General features: G+C 73.4%; 16 protein-coding genes. 11 read left to right on the top strand and 5 right to left on the bottom strand.

Annotated elements, in window-relative coordinates; all coding sequences use genetic code 11:
• Positions 1 to 6: 6 nt before the first annotated feature.
• Together LDL48_RS00675 and LDL48_RS00670 are read left to right on the top strand one after the other, a co-directional pair.
• Complete coding sequence (locus LDL48_RS00675; RefSeq protein WP_225252953.1) at positions 7 to 636, top strand: RNA polymerase sigma factor; 630 nt, start codon at positions 7 to 9, stop codon at positions 634 to 636.
• Positions 611 to 1,072 (top strand): hypothetical protein, encoded by a 462-nt coding sequence (locus LDL48_RS00670; protein ID WP_225252952.1) that lies wholly within the window; start codon positions 611 to 613, stop codon positions 1,070 to 1,072. Before LDL48_RS00675 ends, LDL48_RS00670 begins: the two co-directional genes overlap by 26 nt.
• On the opposite strand, the gene LDL48_RS44355 is transcribed toward LDL48_RS00670, so the two are convergent.
• Positions 1,062 to 3,698 (bottom strand): CHAT domain-containing protein, encoded by a 2,637-nt coding sequence (locus LDL48_RS44355; protein ID WP_225252951.1) that lies wholly within the window; start codon positions 3,696 to 3,698, stop codon positions 1,062 to 1,064. The genes LDL48_RS00670 and LDL48_RS44355 overlap by 11 nt on opposite strands.
• 77 nt (positions 3,699 to 3,775) lie before the next feature.
• Here LDL48_RS44355 and LDL48_RS00660 point away from each other — a divergent pair, with 77 nt between their 5' ends.
• The gene (locus LDL48_RS00660; protein WP_225252950.1) at positions 3,776 to 5,035 is read left to right on the top strand and encodes a S8 family peptidase; all 1,260 of its coding nucleotides are present in this window, start codon (positions 3,776 to 3,778) and stop codon (positions 5,033 to 5,035) included.
• 65 nt (positions 5,036 to 5,100) lie between these two features.
• Here the strand turns inward: LDL48_RS00660 and LDL48_RS00655 are convergent, their stop codons facing one another.
• Genes LDL48_RS00655 through LDL48_RS00645 form a run of 3 tightly spaced genes read right to left on the bottom strand, consistent with a single transcriptional unit; the run spans position 5,101 to position 7,489 of the window.
• A complete protein-coding gene (locus LDL48_RS00655) occupies positions 5,101 to 5,442 on the bottom strand; it encodes a hypothetical protein (protein WP_225252949.1) in 342 nt (113 codons plus the stop codon).
• A 10-nt stretch (positions 5,443 to 5,452) separates the two neighbouring features.
• Positions 5,453 to 6,403: a hypothetical protein gene (locus tag LDL48_RS00650; RefSeq protein ID WP_225252948.1), complete on the bottom strand. Its 951-nt coding sequence runs from the start codon at positions 6,401 to 6,403 to the stop codon at positions 5,453 to 5,455.
• 39 nt (positions 6,404 to 6,442) lie between these two features.
• Positions 6,443 to 7,489 carry a helix-turn-helix transcriptional regulator gene (locus LDL48_RS00645; RefSeq protein ID WP_225252947.1) on the bottom strand — a complete coding sequence of 349 codons (1,047 nt, stop codon included), beginning with the start codon at positions 7,487 to 7,489 and terminating at the stop codon, positions 6,443 to 6,445.
• A gap of 99 nt (positions 7,490 to 7,588) precedes the next feature.
• Here LDL48_RS00645 and LDL48_RS00640 point away from each other — a divergent pair, with 99 nt between their 5' ends.
• A complete protein-coding gene (locus tag LDL48_RS00640) occupies positions 7,589 to 7,987 on the top strand; it encodes a VOC family protein (protein WP_225252946.1) in 399 nt (132 codons plus the stop codon).
• Between the two features lie 33 nt (positions 7,988 to 8,020).
• On the opposite strand, the gene LDL48_RS00635 is transcribed toward LDL48_RS00640, so the two are convergent.
• Positions 8,021 to 8,524: an NUDIX hydrolase gene (locus LDL48_RS00635; RefSeq protein ID WP_225252945.1), complete on the bottom strand. Its 504-nt coding sequence runs from the start codon at positions 8,522 to 8,524 to the stop codon at positions 8,021 to 8,023.
• Between the two features lie 158 nt (positions 8,525 to 8,682).
• Here LDL48_RS00635 and LDL48_RS00630 point away from each other — a divergent pair, with 158 nt between their 5' ends.
• The 7 genes from LDL48_RS00630 to LDL48_RS00600 all read left to right on the top strand — a co-directional run bounded on the left by LDL48_RS00630 (position 8,683) and on the right by LDL48_RS00600 (position 15,959).
• On the top strand, positions 8,683 to 10,683 hold the full coding sequence (locus LDL48_RS00630) for an AAA family ATPase (RefSeq protein WP_225252944.1): 2,001 nt from the start codon (positions 8,683 to 8,685) through the stop codon (positions 10,681 to 10,683).
• Between the two features lie 142 nt (positions 10,684 to 10,825).
• The gene (locus tag LDL48_RS00625; RefSeq protein ID WP_225252943.1) at positions 10,826 to 11,764 is read left to right on the top strand and encodes an NADP-dependent oxidoreductase; all 939 of its coding nucleotides are present in this window, start codon (positions 10,826 to 10,828) and stop codon (positions 11,762 to 11,764) included.
• Between the two features lie 44 nt (positions 11,765 to 11,808).
• Complete coding sequence (locus LDL48_RS00620; RefSeq protein ID WP_225252942.1) at positions 11,809 to 12,309, top strand: cupin domain-containing protein; 501 nt, start codon at positions 11,809 to 11,811, stop codon at positions 12,307 to 12,309.
• Positions 12,310 to 12,437: 128 nt separating this feature from the next.
• Positions 12,438 to 13,025, top strand: a complete 588-nt coding sequence (locus LDL48_RS00615) for a hypothetical protein (RefSeq protein ID WP_225252941.1) — start codon at positions 12,438 to 12,440, stop codon at positions 13,023 to 13,025.
• A gap of 97 nt (positions 13,026 to 13,122) precedes the next feature.
• Positions 13,123 to 14,037, top strand: coding sequence for a myo-inosose-2 dehydratase (iolE, locus tag LDL48_RS00610; protein ID WP_225252940.1), 915 nt, complete (start codon positions 13,123 to 13,125; stop codon positions 14,035 to 14,037).
• 5 nt (positions 14,038 to 14,042) lie between these two features.
• Positions 14,043 to 15,098: a sugar phosphate isomerase/epimerase family protein gene (locus LDL48_RS00605; protein ID WP_225252939.1), complete on the top strand. Its 1,056-nt coding sequence runs from the start codon at positions 14,043 to 14,045 to the stop codon at positions 15,096 to 15,098.
• 33 nt (positions 15,099 to 15,131) lie between these two features.
• Complete coding sequence (locus tag LDL48_RS00600) at positions 15,132 to 15,959, top strand: MBL fold metallo-hydrolase (protein WP_225252938.1); 828 nt, start codon at positions 15,132 to 15,134, stop codon at positions 15,957 to 15,959.
• Position 15,960: the final 1 nt, after the last annotated feature.

Below are 15,960 nucleotides of genomic sequence, written 5' to 3'. Positions count from 1 at the left end.
GAGGTCGTGGCCGCGGCCGAGGATGGCGACGAGGCGGCCTGGCAGGACATCGTCGGCCGATACACCCCGCTCGTCGCCTCCGTGGCCCAGGGGTTCCGGCTCGGCAGACCCGACGTCGACGACGTGGCGCAGACGGTCTGGCTACGGCTGGTGGAGCATCTCGGGGAGCTGAAGGAGCCCCGTGCGCTGCCGAGGTGGATCATCACCACCACCCGGAACGAGTGCATACGGCTGTTCAAGGCGAGCAAACGAACGCGCTCGTTCGATCCGATCGCCGAGCGATCCGCGTGCGACGACGCGGCGGCCGGCGTCCAGCCGCTGCTCATCGGCGCCCATCCGGAGGATCCGGATGAGCACCTGATCCGGGCGGCCCGGCATCAGGCGCTGCTGGCCGCACTCGCCGAGCTGCCGCCACACCAGCGCGACCTGATCCTGCTGTTGATGGAGGACCCACCGCTGACCTACCAGACGATCAGCGAGCGGCTCGATATTCCGATCGGAAGTATCGGCCCGACCCGGGCGCGGGCCCTGCAACGGCTGCGCGAATGCCCGGAGATCGCCGAGTGGGGGAACCCGGCGGCCGAGACCAGTACGAAGGGAGGACAGGGCTATGACCACACAGGGCTGGGACGATGACGACGCGATCCTGCGGGAGGTGGCGACCGCGCTCCGCGAGGTCGAACACGTGGCCGGGCCGGTGCGGGCCGCGGGGGAGGCGGCCTACACCTGGCGGGGAATCGACGAGGAACTGGAACTGGCCAGCCTGGCGTACGACTCGCTGCTGGACGTGGGGCCGGCCGTGCGCGCCACCGCGGTGGACGGTGGGCGCACCCTACTGTTCACCGGTCCGTCCGCCTCGGTACAGGTGGAACACGACTCGGGCATGGTGGTGGGCCAGCTGATACCGCCCGGGCCGGGGCGGCTGACGGTCGAGGGCGGCGACGGCTACCGCGCCGAGTGGGAGGTGGACGAGGTGGGCTGCTTCAGCTTCCGGCCGCCGGCCGCCGAACCCGTCCGGCTGCGGGTCCGTGCCGACTCGGTGGAGCTGGTCACCGACTGGATCAGCTTCTGACGGGTGCCAGCCCGGCACCCAGGCAGATGAAGCCGGCCGCGGCCGCCAGCGCCAACGGGCCGGCCAGACGGGTCGTCCGCTGCGCGTCGGCCAGCGCCTCGGCCGGCGCCCGGCCGGCGGCCAGCCGGGCGTGGTAGGCGTCCATCAGGGCGGCGGTCTCGCCGTCCGGCACCGGAATCACCGGTGCCACCAGCGTGGGGGTCCCCTGACCGAGCAGCGCCGACGCGAGTCCGAGCACTTCGGCGCCGGCGACCGGTTGCCCCTGGCCGGCGTTGCACGCGGCCAGCACCACGTGCCGCGGCGCGCGGCCGAGCAATTCCAGGTCGTACACGGTGAACGGGCCGTCCGCGAGCCGGAGCGAGGAGAACAGCGGATTGTCCGACCGCAGGCATCCGTGCGCGGCGACGTGCACCAGCCGCGCACCGGCCATCGCCGCGGCGACCCGGGCGGCGCTCGCGTCCTCCTCGAGCAGCCGGACCGGATCGCGGTACCGCCCGGCCACCAGCTCGGCCTCCCGGCGGGCACCCGGCAGTCCCGGGCCCGCGACCACCACCGCCGGCCCGGACACCCCGCTCACCGGACGGCAGGCCTCCAGCCACAGCCGGGCCGACGGCACCACCGCGACCGGCCGGCCGACGCAGGACGGGAGGATCGACCACGGCAGCGAACGAAGATGCTCGCTCGGTGCCACCACCAGCGGGCTCTCCGCCAGCCGCAGAGGGGCGAGCAGCACCCGGTCGAAGGTCTCCGCCGTCCGGGTCAGCACCGTCAGGGCGGCCGCGGCACTGCCCGCGGTCGTGGCCTCGCTCGCCAGCCGGTGCAGGGCGAACGGAAGATGACGCAGACCGCTGAGCACCTTGTCGAGGGTGCCGAGGCGGTGCAGCCGGGTCCGGCCGCAGGCGATCGTCACCGCGTACAGCTCGTCGTCCAGCTCGACGTATTCGATCAGGGTGGCGCCGTCCAGCTGGGCGACGAGCTCCTCGGTGGACGGTGGCCCGAGCCGGTGCGGCCCCGCGCAGCCGCCCAGCTTCCGGCAGTGGTCGCGGATCTCCCGCTCGATGGCCGCCTGGCGGTGCACCAGCGTGGCCGCGGGCCCGCCGGTCTCGATCTCGGTCATCGTGGCGCGCAGGTCGGTGAGGAGCCCGGCCAGCGCCGGATCGCTCGGCGGGTGCACCGGCCGCAGCACCGCGGCGACCCCCCGCCCGCGCTCCGCCCATCGGTAGGTGTCGCGCGCGTCGCCGCCCTCCAACGCGGTCCGGATGCCGAGCTGGACCAGCGCGGCGCGATGCGCCGACATGTGCGCCCGCAGCTCGGTGGCGCCCAGGGTGGCCTGCTGCTCCTCCAGGATGCGCAGGCCCGCGGCGACCGCGCGCAGCGCTCCGTACCGGCGTCCGTCGGCCCGGCGCAGCAGTGCCTCGGCCAGCCAGGCACGGGCGCGTGTCTCGGCCGGGCCGGCCGACCGGGCCCGGCGGGCCCGGGTCAGCTCGGCCCGGGCCTCTGTGCGCCGCCCACGCTCCAGTGCCAGCGTGCCGGCCATCACCCGGGCCTCCAGTGCCGGCACCGGCCAGCCGGCCGCCGCCAGGTCGTCGGCCAGCCGGCGGGCCTGGTGCGGTGTCACGCTGCCCGGGTCCCGCATCATGCGCACCTGGAACCGGGCGTGCCGGGCGAGCGAGAGCAGCTCCCGGCGTTCGGTTCGGTGAAACTCCCGGGCCGCCTGCTCCGCCGCCTCCTCGGCGGCGTCCAGGTCGCCCTCGACCAGGGCCACGGTCGAGAGCAGCAACTGCGCCTCGGACACGTTGATCCGCTTCTGCCGGGCGTACGCCCGGACTGCCGCCTCGGCCGTGCCCCGCGCCTCGCCGACCAGGCGGACGGAGAGCAGCAGCCGGGCACGGTCCACCAGGAGCGAGCCGACCTCCATGCCGAGCCGGCGATAGTGCTCCTCGGCGCGGTCGAAACTGGCCAGCGCCGCCGGCACCTCGCCACGGCTGGCCCGCAGGCAGCCCAGGTTCTGCTCCGCGTACGCCCGCAGCAGGTCCAGGTCGTGCCGGGTGCACAGCGCGACGGCGTTGAGCAGGTCCGCCTCGGCCGCCGCGAACTCCCGTCGCTCGAGGTGCAGCAGGCTCCGGTTGTTGAGCGCCCGGGCCTCCCACTGGGCGTCGCCGGCCCGGCGCAGCACCGGCAGGGCCGGCCGCAACGACTCCAGCGCCTCGTCGACCCGTCCGAGCTCCTGGAGGATGGCGGCCTGCTGGACCCGGGCGCGGGCGGCCGCCGGTCCCTGCAATTCGCGCAGCGCCGCCCCGATCTGCCGAAACGCCAGCCCGGCGTTGCCGTGCAGGACGAGGGCCGAGGCGAGACTCATCCGGGCCTCGCCGGCCAGTCGGGTCGAGCCGGCCCGACGGGCCACGGCGACGGATCCGCGGAGCTGTGCGACTGCCTCGTCGAGGTCACGTAGCTGCATCGCGGCCACGCCGAGGGCGCGTTTGGCCACGCTCTGGGCGTTCCGGTCGCGGACGGTGCGGGCGGCCTGCTCGGCGGCGAGCGCGAGCTGGCGGGCCCGGGCCGGCTGCACGGAGGCCAGTCGGAGCGCCTCGGCGGCGTCGGCCGATACGACGGGATCTGAGGCCACCGCCCTCCTCCCGCATCGCTTGGCTGACTTCCGAGACTAGGACGGTATAAACCTTTTGTCATGTATAGCCTGACTTCATGAACTCACCCGCCGAACCCACCGACATGGTGGTCGCGCTGCCCCATCTGCAACCCGTACTGAAGGCGTTGGACGAGGCACGGGCGCGCTCCACCGACGGCGCGCTGTACGGCGATCCGAAGACCAGCGACATGCTGCAGCTCGCGCTGCTCCCGCTGCCCGACCCCGCCCGGGCCGCCCGGGACCTGCGGGCCTGGTCCGAGAAACAGTCCACGGCCGAGCGTCCGCGGCCGGTGGGCGACCGGCCGGCGCCCGGGAGCGACCGGCCGCCGCTCGACCACGTGCTCTGGCACCTGCGCGCCGGGTTCGCGGCGCAGTACCACGGCTGGACGCCGACCCTCGGCAAGAATCGCGCCGTGGGGGAGGTGCAGGGCGGGCAGCGGCCCGAACCCGGGGGCGTCTCCGGGGCCGGAGAGGTCTCGCACGGCGGCGGTGGGGCGCCCCGGGCGATCGACGAGCCGACCTGGGCCAAGGAGAGGCGAACCGTTTCCCCCAACGGCGTGTGCGTCGCTCTGGTGGACACTCCGGTGGTGGCGCACCAGTACCTCGCCGGCGCCTGGACCGGACCCTCCCCGGACCTGCCCGACGGTCCAATGCGTGCCGAGCACGGGCACGCCACGTTCATCGCCGGCCTGGTCCGCCGGTACGCGCCCGCCGCGACCCTGCAGGTGCATCCCGTGCTGGATCCGAGCGGGAACGCCGACGCCTGGGCGGCCGCCCACCAGATCGTCGCGGCCGGGCGGGCCGGCGCGGACGTCCTGAACCTCTCGTTCGTCTGCTACACCGACGACGGGGTGGGCCCGCTGGTCCTGGCCGCGGCCCTGGAGCGGTTGAGCAGCAAGACGGTGGTGGTGGCGGCGGCCGGCAACCACGGCTTCCTCGGCAACGGCGGGAAATACCGTCCGGCCTTCCCCGCCGCCTTCCCCAACGTCATCGCGGTCGGCGCGGACGGCGCCGGGTTCTCCGCGGAGGGCGCGTGGATCACCGTGCTGGCGCCGGGCACGGACCTGGAGAGCACCTACCTCGACGGAACGGTGTCGGTCTGGAAAGACCCGGACGGACCTGGTCCGGCGCTGCCGGAACGGCACGACGAGACATTCCGGGGCTACGCACGGTGGAGTGGGACGTCGTTCGCCGCGGCCCGGGTGAGCGCGATGATCGCCGAACGCACGGTGCCAGGGCGAAGGACGGCCGCGGAGGCCGCGGCCCGGCTTCTCGGACCGGAGGCGATGGTGGGCATCCCGGTCCGCCTCCCATGACGAACCGGGCCGGCCGGCCCGCGATCGGGCCGCCATCCGCGAACCGGTCCGGCGCCGTCCGCCGGTCAGGCGGACGAGACGGCGGTCGCGATGTCGCCGGTGCCGGCGGCGACCGCCGCCACGGCCAGGAAGGCGAGCGACAGCACGAAGAGCCTCGAGCTGCGGTCGAGGTCCTTCAGCGCGGTGGCCAGTGACGCGAGCGCCTCCCAGGAGCCCTTGTAATCGATGGCGGACTGCTGCTCGAGAGTGGTCGAGCTTTTGTTGTTCTCCTTGGCGATCGCCGCCGCGTTGGCCACGGCCTTCTTCGCCGTCTGGGTGGTGTGCCAGGACAGCGCGGTGTCCGCCATCCCCAGCAGGAACAGGAGTGCGGCCGCTACCAGCGACACCCACGCCACGTGGTCCGTCATCCGGCTCTCCTCATCGCAGTGTCGCGCCGGACTCGCGCGCGATGTATTCGGCATCCTGAATCAGGCTGTAGGCGGTGCCGTAGCCGGCCACGACATGTCCGACCACGGCTCCGTCGGCGCGGTGGACCGGTGCGCCGGAGTCACCGGAGCGGGAGATCGCGGCCGCGGTGATCGCCACGTGGCCCCAACTGCCCCAGTCCTGCCGGAGCGCGAACGACGGCGAGACGCCCAGGACGATCGTCCTGGCGTCGGCCTTCGCCAGCCGCACCTCGTCCAGCTGGCGGGCGGCGTCGACGTGACGGCCGATGTCCGTGTCGGCCTCGGTGCGCCGGTCGTCGATCCGGACGACCGCGACATCCGCGGTGGCGACTCCGGGAGGCACGTCGTCGAGGTCCATGCAGGACAGCACGGTGCCGAGGACGTCGCCGGCCTCGTCGCGCACCAGGGCGCCCGGCCCCGGAGCGGCGTGGCCCGCGGTCAGGATCGCCCGGTGCGCACCGGCGGCGGGGACCTGAACCCGCAGACCGAGCGTGGCGCGTCGCGAACCGACGGTCACGCAGGTCCCCGGCGCGATCGACGAGGCGCCGGATGCCCGCTGGAGCTGCGGGGGTGGCAGGGCCAGTGCGACCGTCCCGTCGGGCACGGTCATGCTCAGCTGCCGTAGCAACGAACCGGCCGGCGTCACCGCAGCGGGGGCGCTGCCGGACGGTGCCAGGCCCGGCTGGACGAAGATTGCCGGTCGCGGTGGCTCCCCGGGCAACGACCAGAGTCCGTACCCGTAGATGCCGGCGGGTGCCGTGAACCGGTCGGACACCCGGTCCGCCACCGTCGAACCCAGACTCTCGGCGACGGAGAGCACGGCGGGGTCGACGTCCCGCATCCGGACGACGATCGCGTCCAGCGCGGCAAGGTGGTCGTGCCATTCCGGCGCGCCGTCCAGCGCTGTGTCCCAGAGGGTCACCGGTCACCTCCCGCTTCGCCGTCGCTCCCGGGGCTCGCCTCATTCTCCCCCGGCCGGCGGTTCCGATACGTGGCAACGCCGGCCGGAACCGTTGCGCTGTCGTCCATCCGACTGCCGGCCAGCTCGTGCCGAGGTCGCCAGCCGGTCGGCGAGCGCGAGGACGCGGTCGCGCAGGTCGTCGGGGCGCTCGACGACGAACGGCAGGTCGAGCGCGGCGAGCACCGCGGGCAACCAGTCCAGACGCTCCGCCCGGATCTCCACGACCTGCCAGCCCTCGTCCGCGCCGTCGCGTACCTCGGCGACGCCGGCCGGTAGCCGCCGGCGGATCTGCTCGAGCGTCCCCTGGATCCGCAGCGTCACCTCGTGCCGGTACGGGGCCCGCGCCATCGAGGTGAGCAGGCGTTCCGCGGGTACGAGCCCGGCCGGCGGGGCGAACGAACCGGGCAGCGTCCGCGCGTCGGTGATGCGGTCGAGCCGGAAGGTTCGATCGTCCTCGACGGCCGGATCGGCACCCGTGACATACCACCGGCCCGCGTGGTTGACCAGCCCGAACGGATGCAGCGTGCGGGTGCTGTTCCGGCCGTCGCCCGAGGTGTACTGGATCGAGATCGGCCGGTGGTGGCGGACCGCGTCGGCGACGGTGAGCAGGACCTCCGTCCGGGGCGCGGGAACGCCGGCGGCCTCGCCGGTGAAGGAGAGGGACTGCAGTACGGCGTCCAGCCGGTCCGCGATCCGCGACGGCAGGACGCGACGGATCTTCGCGGTGGCCGTCTCGCCGGCCGTACCCGTGTCCGTTGTCGTCGCCAGCCCGGCGCGCCGGCCGGCAACCAGGCCGAGGAGCACGGCCAGGGCTTCGTCGTCGCTCAGCATGAGCGGCGGCAGGCGGAAGCCGGCGGCGAGCCGGTATCCGCCGTAGCGGCCGCGGACCGATTCGACCGGCACGCCGAGGTCGATCAGATGACCCACGTAGCGCCGCACGGTGCGCGGTTCGACGCCGAGGCGGCCGGCGAGCTCGGTCATGGTCCGGGTGCCGCCGGACTGCAGAAGCTCGAGCAGCGTGAGCACCTGGGCCGTCGGTCGCGCCATGCGCCGGACTCTACCGGCAATACTGGACCGTTTCTGTCCAGTATTCCTCCTAGCGTGGGTGCCGACCCGCAGTACGGACCTACCGGGCAAGGAGAAATCATGGATCTCGTCTCGATCCGCGTCATCACCGGCGACATCAACCGTCTCGTCGGCTTCTACGAGAAGGTCACGGGTGTGCCGGCGGACTGGGGCAACGCGGACTTCGCCGAGGTGCGGACCGCCCACGGCACGCTGGCGATCGGCAGCACCCGCACGGTCCCGCTGTTCGCGGCCGGTTCGGCCCGCCCGGCCGACAACCACACCGCGATCATCGAGTTCCGCGTGGACGACGTCGACGCGCTCTACGAGGACCTGCGGAGCGTGGTGGACGACGTCGTGAACGGCCCCATGACGATGCCGTGGGGCAACCGGGCCCTGCTGATCCGCGACCCGGACGGCAACCTGATCAATTTTTTCACCCCGGTGACCGCCGAGGCGATCGCGAGGTCCCGCCGCTGACGGCGGCGCCCGGCACCCACCACGGGACGGAACCTAGAGGCCGAGGCGGACCGGCCGGACCGGCAGGTCCGTGGTGAGCAGCGCCGTCAACGGGGTGGCGAGGTCGCGGGGCGAGAACAGCTCCGGGCCGGCGTGGCCGACGATCTCGGACAGCCGCCACCAGCGGAACCCGGCCAGGTGCTCGGCGGCGAGTTGGTCGTCGGGCAGCTCGCCGCGAGGCAGGAAGTGGTTCGTGCGGACGAGGAAGTAGTCGTTGATGATGCCGTCGTGTCCCGGCGCGTGCCCGGCACCGAGAACCTCCTGGTGCCAGACGTGTGGCGGGTCGGCGGCGATGATCAGGCCGGTCTCCTCGCGGAGTTCGCGGCGCAGGGCCGTCAGCGGGTCCTCGCCGGGTTCGATGCCGCCGCCCGGTGCCGCCCACACGCTCGTCGCCTCGCCGGGCACCGCCGGGTGCGGGAAGGCGAACCGGCACAGCAGGATGCGGTCGTCGTCGTCGAGCACGATCGCACGGACGGCGCGACGCGGGTTCGGCGTCATGGTGTGTCAGGGGCGGCGGGAGGGATGGTCGACACACCGGGAGACTAGCAAGGCGACCATCCTGGCCCGGCCGCCGATCGGCCGGGCGGACCGGCACCGCGTCGGCTACCGTCCCGGGTCCCGGCGAGGCAGGATGATCGAGACGAGAGGGGCCGGGCTTGGGTACGACGGGACTGTCCGGGAGGCTGGCGGCGGCACGCGCCGAGGCACTGGTGGGCCGGGAACCGGAGCGTGCGGTGCTCGACCGGATGCTGTCCGGAGCGGCGGACGCTCCGCCGGTGGCGTACCTGCACGGCCCCGGCGGCATCGGGAAGTCGTGGCTGCTGCGCTACGCCGCCCGGCAGGCGGAGCTGGCCGGGCGGCGGGTGGTGCACCTCGACGCCCGGTACCTCGACGCGGACCCGCGCCGGCTGGCGGAGGCGGCCGCCCTGGCGTGTGCCGAGCCCGGCGTCGTGCTCCTCATCGACACGTTCGAGCAGAGCCAGGTCCTCGAGCCGTGGTTGCGGGACACCTTCCTGCCCCGGCTGGCGGACGGCGCGGTCGTGGTGCTGGCGAGCAGGGCCGCCCCGGACGCCGAGTGGTCGCTGGATCCGGGCTGGGCGCAGCTGTTCACCGAGCTGCCCGTCCGGCCGCTCGACCCGGCCCGGTCCGAGGCCCTGCTCGCCGCCCGGGGCGTGCCCGCGGACCAGCGTGACGCGGTGGCGGCCTTCGCCGGCGGTAACCCGCTGGCGCTCTCGCTCGCCGCGTCCGTGCTCGCCGCCGGCGTACCGTGGGAACCCACCGGCGACGTCCTCACCACCCTGGTCGAGCGGCTGGTGGGCGACCTGCCGAGCCCGGTGCACCGGCGCGCCCTCGAGGTCGTCGGGCAGGCGTACGTCACGCGCGAGTCGCTGCTGCGCGCGGTGCTGGGCGACGAGGACGCCGCCGCCGTGTTCCCCTGGCTGCGCCAGCTGCCGTACGTCGAGGCCACCCCGGAAGGGCTGCATCCGCACGACGCGGTGCGTTCCGCGCTGGCCGCGGACCTGCGCTGGCGGGATCCCGACCGCTACGAGGAGATCCGGGTACGCGTCTCGGTCGCCGGCCTGCACGCCGCCCGCCGCGCCTCGGAGAGCGACGCGTTGCTGCGGGTCGCCGAGTGGATGTTCCTGTTCCGTGCCGACTGCGGCCCGGACGAACGGTACGACTGGCGGCCGTACCCGCACGTCGAGGACTCGCCGCTGCGGCCGGCCGACGTGCCCGCCGTGCGGCGCATGGCGCAGCAGGAGGACGGCCCGGAGGCGGCGGCCGCGGTCGCCCACTGGGCGGGCCGCCAGCCGGAGGGGTTCCGCGTCTACCGCTATGCGGGCTCCGCCGCGCCCGTCGCGTTCGTGTCCTTCCTTCAGCTGGAGGCACCGTCGCCGGAGGACCGGGCCGCGGACCCGGTCGTCGCGGCCCTCTGGGACTTCGTGGGAGCGACCGCTCCGCTGGAGCCCGGCGAACACCTGAGCGTACGCCGCTTCGCCGTGCAGTCCGGCCGGGCGGAGCGGGCCTCGCCGCTGATGGATCTGATCGGCCGGCGTGCCGTCGCGGGCGACATGCGGGCCCGCGGACGCGCGATGAGTTTCGCCGTGGTGGCGGACGCCGACCGGGTGCGGGGCTACTTCGGCACGGCCGGCCTGCAGGAGGTCGTGTCGGCGGACGTCGGCGGGCGCAAGCAGCACGTCTTCGGCCGGGACTGGCGGCGGCAGCCGGTGGAGCGGTGGGTGGAACACCGGGCCCGCGCCGGGATCGTGCCCTCGGCCGGATGGACCGACGCCGCGCCCGGCCGGGACGGGCCGTCCGGTGCCGCGTTCGAGGAGGCCGTGGTCGAGGCACTGCGCACCTGGCACGCTCCGCGGGAGTTCGCCACCAGCGCCCTGCTCCGCTCGCGCCTCGTGTCGCCGGGCTCGGACGATCCCGTGGCGGACCTGCGCGGCGCCATCACGGCCGCCCTCGACGCGCTGCAGGTGGATCCGGCGGGGGTGAAGGCGCACGAGGCGCTGACCGCCACGTACCTCTCGGCGTCCCGCACCCACAAGGCGGCCGCCCGGCGGCTGGGCGTGCCCTACGGTACGTACCGGCGGCATCTCGCCCTGGCCCGGGAGCGACTCGTCGAGCAGTTGCGGCGCCGGATGGGCTGAGCGGACCGGCCCGGGCCGGCGGGCGCGCGCGGGCACTGCTGGGCACCGGTGAGCACCGCGCGGCGTGGCACCCGGGCCGCGGTGCGGGGCAGGGTGGGTCGTAGCTTCGACTTCGAAGCAAACACCGAAGGTGAGATCCACGATGAAGGCAGTACGTTTCCACGAGTTCGGCGGCCCGGACGTCCTGCGCTACGAGGACGTCGACCAGCCCGTCCCGGGTGCCGGGCAGGTGCGGTTGCGGGTGGCCGCGACCACGTTCAACGGCGTCGACGCGAACATCCGCGGCGGCAACATGCGGGGACCGATCCCCGTCGAACTGCCGCACACCCCGGGCATCGACGTGGCCGGCACCGTCGACGCGCTGGGCCCGGGGGCCGACGGCGTCGCGGTCGGTGACCGGGTGATCGGGTTCCTGCCGATGACCGGTGCCGGCGCGGCCGTCGAGTACGTGGTCGCACCGGCCGAGGCCCTGACCGCGGCGCCGGCCACGGTTCCGCTGGCCGACGCCGCCGCGCTGCCGCTGGTCGGCCTCACCGCGTGGCAGGCGCTGTTCGACCACGCCAAGCTGACCGCCGGGCAGCGTGTGCTGATCAACGGCGCCGGTGGAGCGGTCGGCGACTACGCCGTGCAGCTGGCCCACCACGCCGGCGCGCACGTCATCGCCACCGCCGGACCGCGCAGCGGGGCGCGCGTCCGGGCGGCCGGCGCCGACCAGGTCATCGACCACACCGCCGCCGACGTCACCGCCGAGGTGACCGAGCCGGTCGACGTCGTGCTCAACCTGGCCCCGGTCGACCCGGCACGGCTCGGCGCGCTCGTCACCCTCATCCGGGACGGCGGCACGCTGGTGAACACGACGGTGTGGATGCCCGCCCCGGCCGACGACGCCCGCGGCGTCACCGGGATCAACCTGTTCGTCCGCAGCGACCGCGACCAGCTCGCCGGGCTGGTGTCCGATGTGGACGCCGGGCGGCTGCGGATCGGCATCGCCGAACGGGTCCCGCTGGCCGACCTCGCCGCGCTGCACGCCCGGGCCGCGGCCGGCACGCTGCCGGCCGGCAAGGTCACCGTCACGGTCTGAGCCGGCCGGCTCGTCGAACCGAATCCGCGAAGAGAGGGCCAACGATGATCCCCGACGACGATCCGGCACGTTCGCTGACCGTGGCGGACCCCGGCGATCCCGCCACCACGTTCGTGTCCCTGGTGGGCAACACGTACGCCATGCTGATCACCGGTGCGCAGACCGGCGGCCGGTACTGCCTGATCGAGATGCGCGTGCCCGACGGCGGCGGCCCGCCGCCGCACCGGCACGACTTCGAGGAGATGTTCACCATCCTGGAAGGGGAGATCGAGTTCACCTTCCGCGGTGACAAGCACACCGTGCGCGCCGGATCCACGGTCAACATCCCGGCCAACGCGCCGCACTTCTTCCGCAACGTCTCCGGTGCGCCGGCCCGCATGCTCTGCATGTGCACCCCGGCCGGCCAGGACGAGTTCTTCCTGCGGATCGGCGACGTCGTCGACGGCTGGGACGCGCCGCCGCCGCAGCTCACCGACGAGGAGCGGGCCGACCGGCGGCGCCGCGCGGGGGAACTGGCCGAGACCTACCGCAGCGAGTTCCTCTGACCGGTCGCGGGCCGGCCGGAGCGGCACGGCGTACGCCGGACGTGTGACGGTCCGGCGTCGTGCCGCCGGCCGGCCCGCGGCCGTGCCACCGTTCGTCCGGGGAGCCGACCCGACGAGCGGGAGACATCATGATCACGGTGCCGGCGGGCAGCACGCTCCTGCTGCGGTGCCCGGGTGAGCAGCCGCTGGCGCTGATCGTGCTGGCCGAGGCCGGCGCGGAGTTCGTGGCCGAGCTGCCGCCGATCGCGGTGCTCAGCCCGGACGGCCCGGGCACCCGCCGCTTCGGCATCCTCGAACTGGTCAGCAACGCCGGCGTCACCTGGGTCGAGGCGGAACTGCGCGACGGCGTCCTGACCCCGACCGGCGAGCCGCCCACCGACGTGGTCCAGCGGCGCGGTGCGGCCCGGCGCCCCGGCACGTACGCCGCCACCGGCACCGTCCAGCTCGACGGCGAACCGGGCCGCCGGCTGGTGGCGGTGTCCGGCCAGGTCGAGGACGTGTCCACCAGCGGCCTGCTGCTGCGCGCCGCGCCCGCCGGGGGCGTCCACCTGCCGCCCGGCATCGTGCGGACGTTGCTGCACATCGGCATGCCCTGGGGCGACATGGCGGCGACGGTCACCACCGTCGACCAACGCGCGGACCAGCTGCGCGGCACGTACGAGTGGATGGCCCCGGCCGACGAAACGGCCCTGCGCGCCTTCTGCGCGGCCCGCTGAGCGGGTGTGGGCAAAACGCAGAAACGGGCTCCCCGGCTTGAGAGGATGACCTTCTCGTCCAGGTTCGTACCGTTCCTGATCCGGAGGAAACACCGCCATGACAACACTGGCCGACCGCCTGGGCCCGGACAAGGTCAAGTTGGGCGTCTGCTGCACCCTCTGGTGGAACGACGATTTCCCGGCCATCGACGCCGGCATCCCGTTCGGCCAGGCGGTCAGCGAGATGGCACTCGCCGGCTTCCAGGGCTGCAGCATCGGGCACAAGTACCCCACCGACACCGCCGTCCTCAAGGCCGCCCTGGACCTGCGGGGCCTGCAGATCTCCGAGCCGTGGACGAGCACCTACTTCACGATCGGCAAGATGCGCCAGAAGACGATCGAGAGTTTCGAGGAGACCCTCGCCCACGTCAAGGCGCTGGGCGGGACCGAGCTGGTGGTGGCCGAGTTCGGCGCCTCGTCGCACCTGCTGCCGATCGACGTGTTCGCCAACCGGCCGGTGTTCACCGACGCGCAGTGGGACGCCCTGACGTCCGGCCTGGAGGAACTGGGCAAGATCGCCAACTCGGCCGGGATGCGGCTCAGCTACCACCACCACATGGGCACCGGCGTGATGACCCGGGCCGACGTCGACCGGCTGATGGCCTCGACCGATCCGGCCCTGGTCTCCCTGCTGCTCGACACCGCCCACATCGCGTTCGCCGGCGACGATCCGCTGGACCTGGCCCGGGCCCACGCGGACCGGATCGGCCACGTCCATCTCAAGAGCATCCGGCCGGAGGCGGTGAGCCGGGTGCGCGAGGAGGGCCTGTCGTTCCAGGACGGCATCGAACTCGGCGTCTTCACCGTGCCCGGTGACGGCGCGATCGACTTCCGGCCCATCCTGGAGGTGCTCGCCGACGCCGGCTACCGGGGATGGCTGGTCGTCGAGGCCGAGCAGGACCCGAACCGGGCCGTCCCGCTGGAGTACGCCAAACGGGCCCGGGCCTATCTCGCCGACGTGCTGGGCTGGTAGCCGTCATGAGCGACACGTTCCGGCGGGAGATCTACTTCAGCTTCTTCATGTTCACGGCCGATCTGCGGCCGGGCGACACGGGTTACACGCGGATTCTGATCGACCACCTCAAGGCCCTCACCGAGATGGGCTACGACGGCTTCGATCTGCACATCGCTCCCGGGCCGGAGACCGTCGACCCGCGGCTCGAGGTGGCGGCCTACGCCGGGCTGAAGAAGGCCTTCGACGCGGCCGGCCTGCAGGACACGAAGTTCACCACCAACGTGGGCACGACCCGGACCTTCGACCCGACCGCACCGTACGAGCAGCAGCGCGACCGGGCGATGACCTACCTCAGGTCCCGCGTCGACATCACCCGGCTGCTGGGCGGCGACTCCATCATGTCCGGGCCGTTCCTCTACCCCTACGGTGTCTTCCCGCTGACCGACCTCGGCGAGCCGATCTGGAGCGACGCCCTCCAGGACTTCATGGAGCCGCGCTACCGGGCCGCGCGCCCGCTCTTCCGGGAGTTGTCGGAGTACGCCGCCGGCCAGGGCGTGCAGCTCGCGCTGGAGCCGATCAAGAGCTGGGAGTCGCCCCCGCCCAACATGGTGTCGGAGGCGCTGGACTTCCTCGACGACGGCGGGATCACCCAGGGCGGCGTGACGGTGGACACCGCCCAGATCGTCATGGAGAGCCGGGGCCCCGCGGTCTTCCGGGAGAACGTGGCCCGGGCCGTGCGGCGGAACCGGCTGCTGTACGTCCACATCTCCGCACCGGACCGTGGTGCGGTGCGGGACAGCTGGATCCCCTGGGACATCGTGCTGACCGAACTCGAACCGGTCTACCGCGGGCCGTACCTGGTCGAGGTGTTCAACGCGATCCCGCCGTTCGACTCCTCGATGCGGATGGCGCGCCGGCGCTTCTGGCGACCGGGGGAGGACCCACCGGAACCCGGCCGGGACAGCGCCTACGACGTGGCCGGTGCCGCGCTGGAGGAACTGCGGGACCGCATCGCCGCCTCCGCCCGGGTACGGGCAGACCCGTCGCTGCTGGCCGCCGCCCACGCCGGACATGCCTGAACCCGTGCCGCTGCGAGAACCAGGGAGCTTCTGATGCTGGCTCAACTGCCGGACCCCGTCGTCATGATCGCCCGACAGGCGGGTGGGGTTCGGATCCACACCTTCGTCGCCGCGTTCACCGGCAACAACATCGCCAACGCCACCCACATCGTCGAGAGCGAGAACAGTCTCGTCCTCGTCGACGCGCAGTTCCTGGCCCCGTACGCGAGGAGGTTCCGCGCGTACGCGGACAGTCTCGGCAAGCCGATCGAGCGGCTCTACCTCTCGCACCGGCACCCGGACCACTGGTTCGGTCTGGGCGCCGCGTTCGGCGACGTTCCGGTGCACGCGCTGTTCGAGACCGCGACCTTCCTCAAGGAGCACGGCGAGGACTCGCGCAGCGACCACTGGAAGCTGGGGGACCTCGCGCCGGACCGGGTGGTCGTTCCGCAGGGCATCGCCGAGCCCGGCGAGTACCGCATCGACGGCGTGCGGTACGAGCTGTCCAAGGTGACCGAGACGGAGGTGGACTACCACCTCCTGATCAAGCTTCCCGACCTGCGGGTGTGCTTCGCCCAGGACCTGGTGTACAGCGGCACGCACCTCTACCTGACCCGGGACATGGCGCACTGGACCAGGGTCCTGGAGGGCCTGCTGACCTCGGAGTACGACCTGTTCATGCCCGGACACGGCCTCCCGGCGGACAAGATCGAGGTGGCCCGGAACGTGGAGTACCTCGCCGCCGCCCGGCAGGCGGTCGCCGACGGTCTGACCGGTGCGGCGTTCCAGGACTTTCTGGTGCGCCGATATCCCGAGCGCCGATGCACCGGCATCTTCGACATCTACCTGCCGCGGTTGTTCGGCGATACGCGGGACTACTGAG

The sequence above is a fragment of the Jidongwangia harbinensis genome, assembly GCF_020216025.1.
Taxonomy (GTDB): domain Bacteria; phylum Actinomycetota; class Actinomycetes; order Mycobacteriales; family Micromonosporaceae; genus Actinoplanes; species Actinoplanes harbinensis.
Note: the sequence above shows the minus strand (reverse complement) of the source record. Positions and strands in the feature narration are given on the sequence as shown.

Excerpts from the sequence above, each read along its gene's own strand:
- LDL48_RS00670 (WP_225252952.1), top strand. The coding sequence starts at position 611 with ATGACCACACAGGGCTGGGACGATGACGACGCGATCCTGCGGGAGGTG.
- LDL48_RS00660 (WP_225252950.1), top strand. The coding sequence starts at position 3,776 with ATGAACTCACCCGCCGAACCCACCGACATGGTGGTCGCGCTGCCCCAT.
- LDL48_RS00635 (WP_225252945.1), bottom strand. The coding sequence starts at position 8,524 with ATGACGCCGAACCCGCGTCGCGCCGTCCGTGCGATCGTGCTCGACGAC.
- LDL48_RS00655 (WP_225252949.1), bottom strand. The coding sequence starts at position 5,442 with ATGACGGACCACGTGGCGTGGGTGTCGCTGGTAGCGGCCGCACTCCTG.
- LDL48_RS00640 (WP_225252946.1), top strand. The coding sequence starts at position 7,589 with ATGGATCTCGTCTCGATCCGCGTCATCACCGGCGACATCAACCGTCTC.
- LDL48_RS00615 (WP_225252941.1), top strand. The coding sequence starts at position 12,438 with ATGATCACGGTGCCGGCGGGCAGCACGCTCCTGCTGCGGTGCCCGGGT.
- iolE (WP_225252940.1), top strand. The coding sequence starts at position 13,123 with ATGACAACACTGGCCGACCGCCTGGGCCCGGACAAGGTCAAGTTGGGC.
- LDL48_RS00600 (WP_225252938.1), top strand. The coding sequence starts at position 15,132 with ATGCTGGCTCAACTGCCGGACCCCGTCGTCATGATCGCCCGACAGGCG.
- LDL48_RS00620 (WP_225252942.1), top strand. The coding sequence starts at position 11,809 with ATGATCCCCGACGACGATCCGGCACGTTCGCTGACCGTGGCGGACCCC.
- LDL48_RS00605 (WP_225252939.1), top strand. The coding sequence starts at position 14,043 with ATGAGCGACACGTTCCGGCGGGAGATCTACTTCAGCTTCTTCATGTTC.
- LDL48_RS00645 (WP_225252947.1), bottom strand. The coding sequence starts at position 7,489 with ATGGCGCGACCGACGGCCCAGGTGCTCACGCTGCTCGAGCTTCTGCAG.
- LDL48_RS00625 (WP_225252943.1), top strand. The coding sequence starts at position 10,826 with ATGAAGGCAGTACGTTTCCACGAGTTCGGCGGCCCGGACGTCCTGCGC.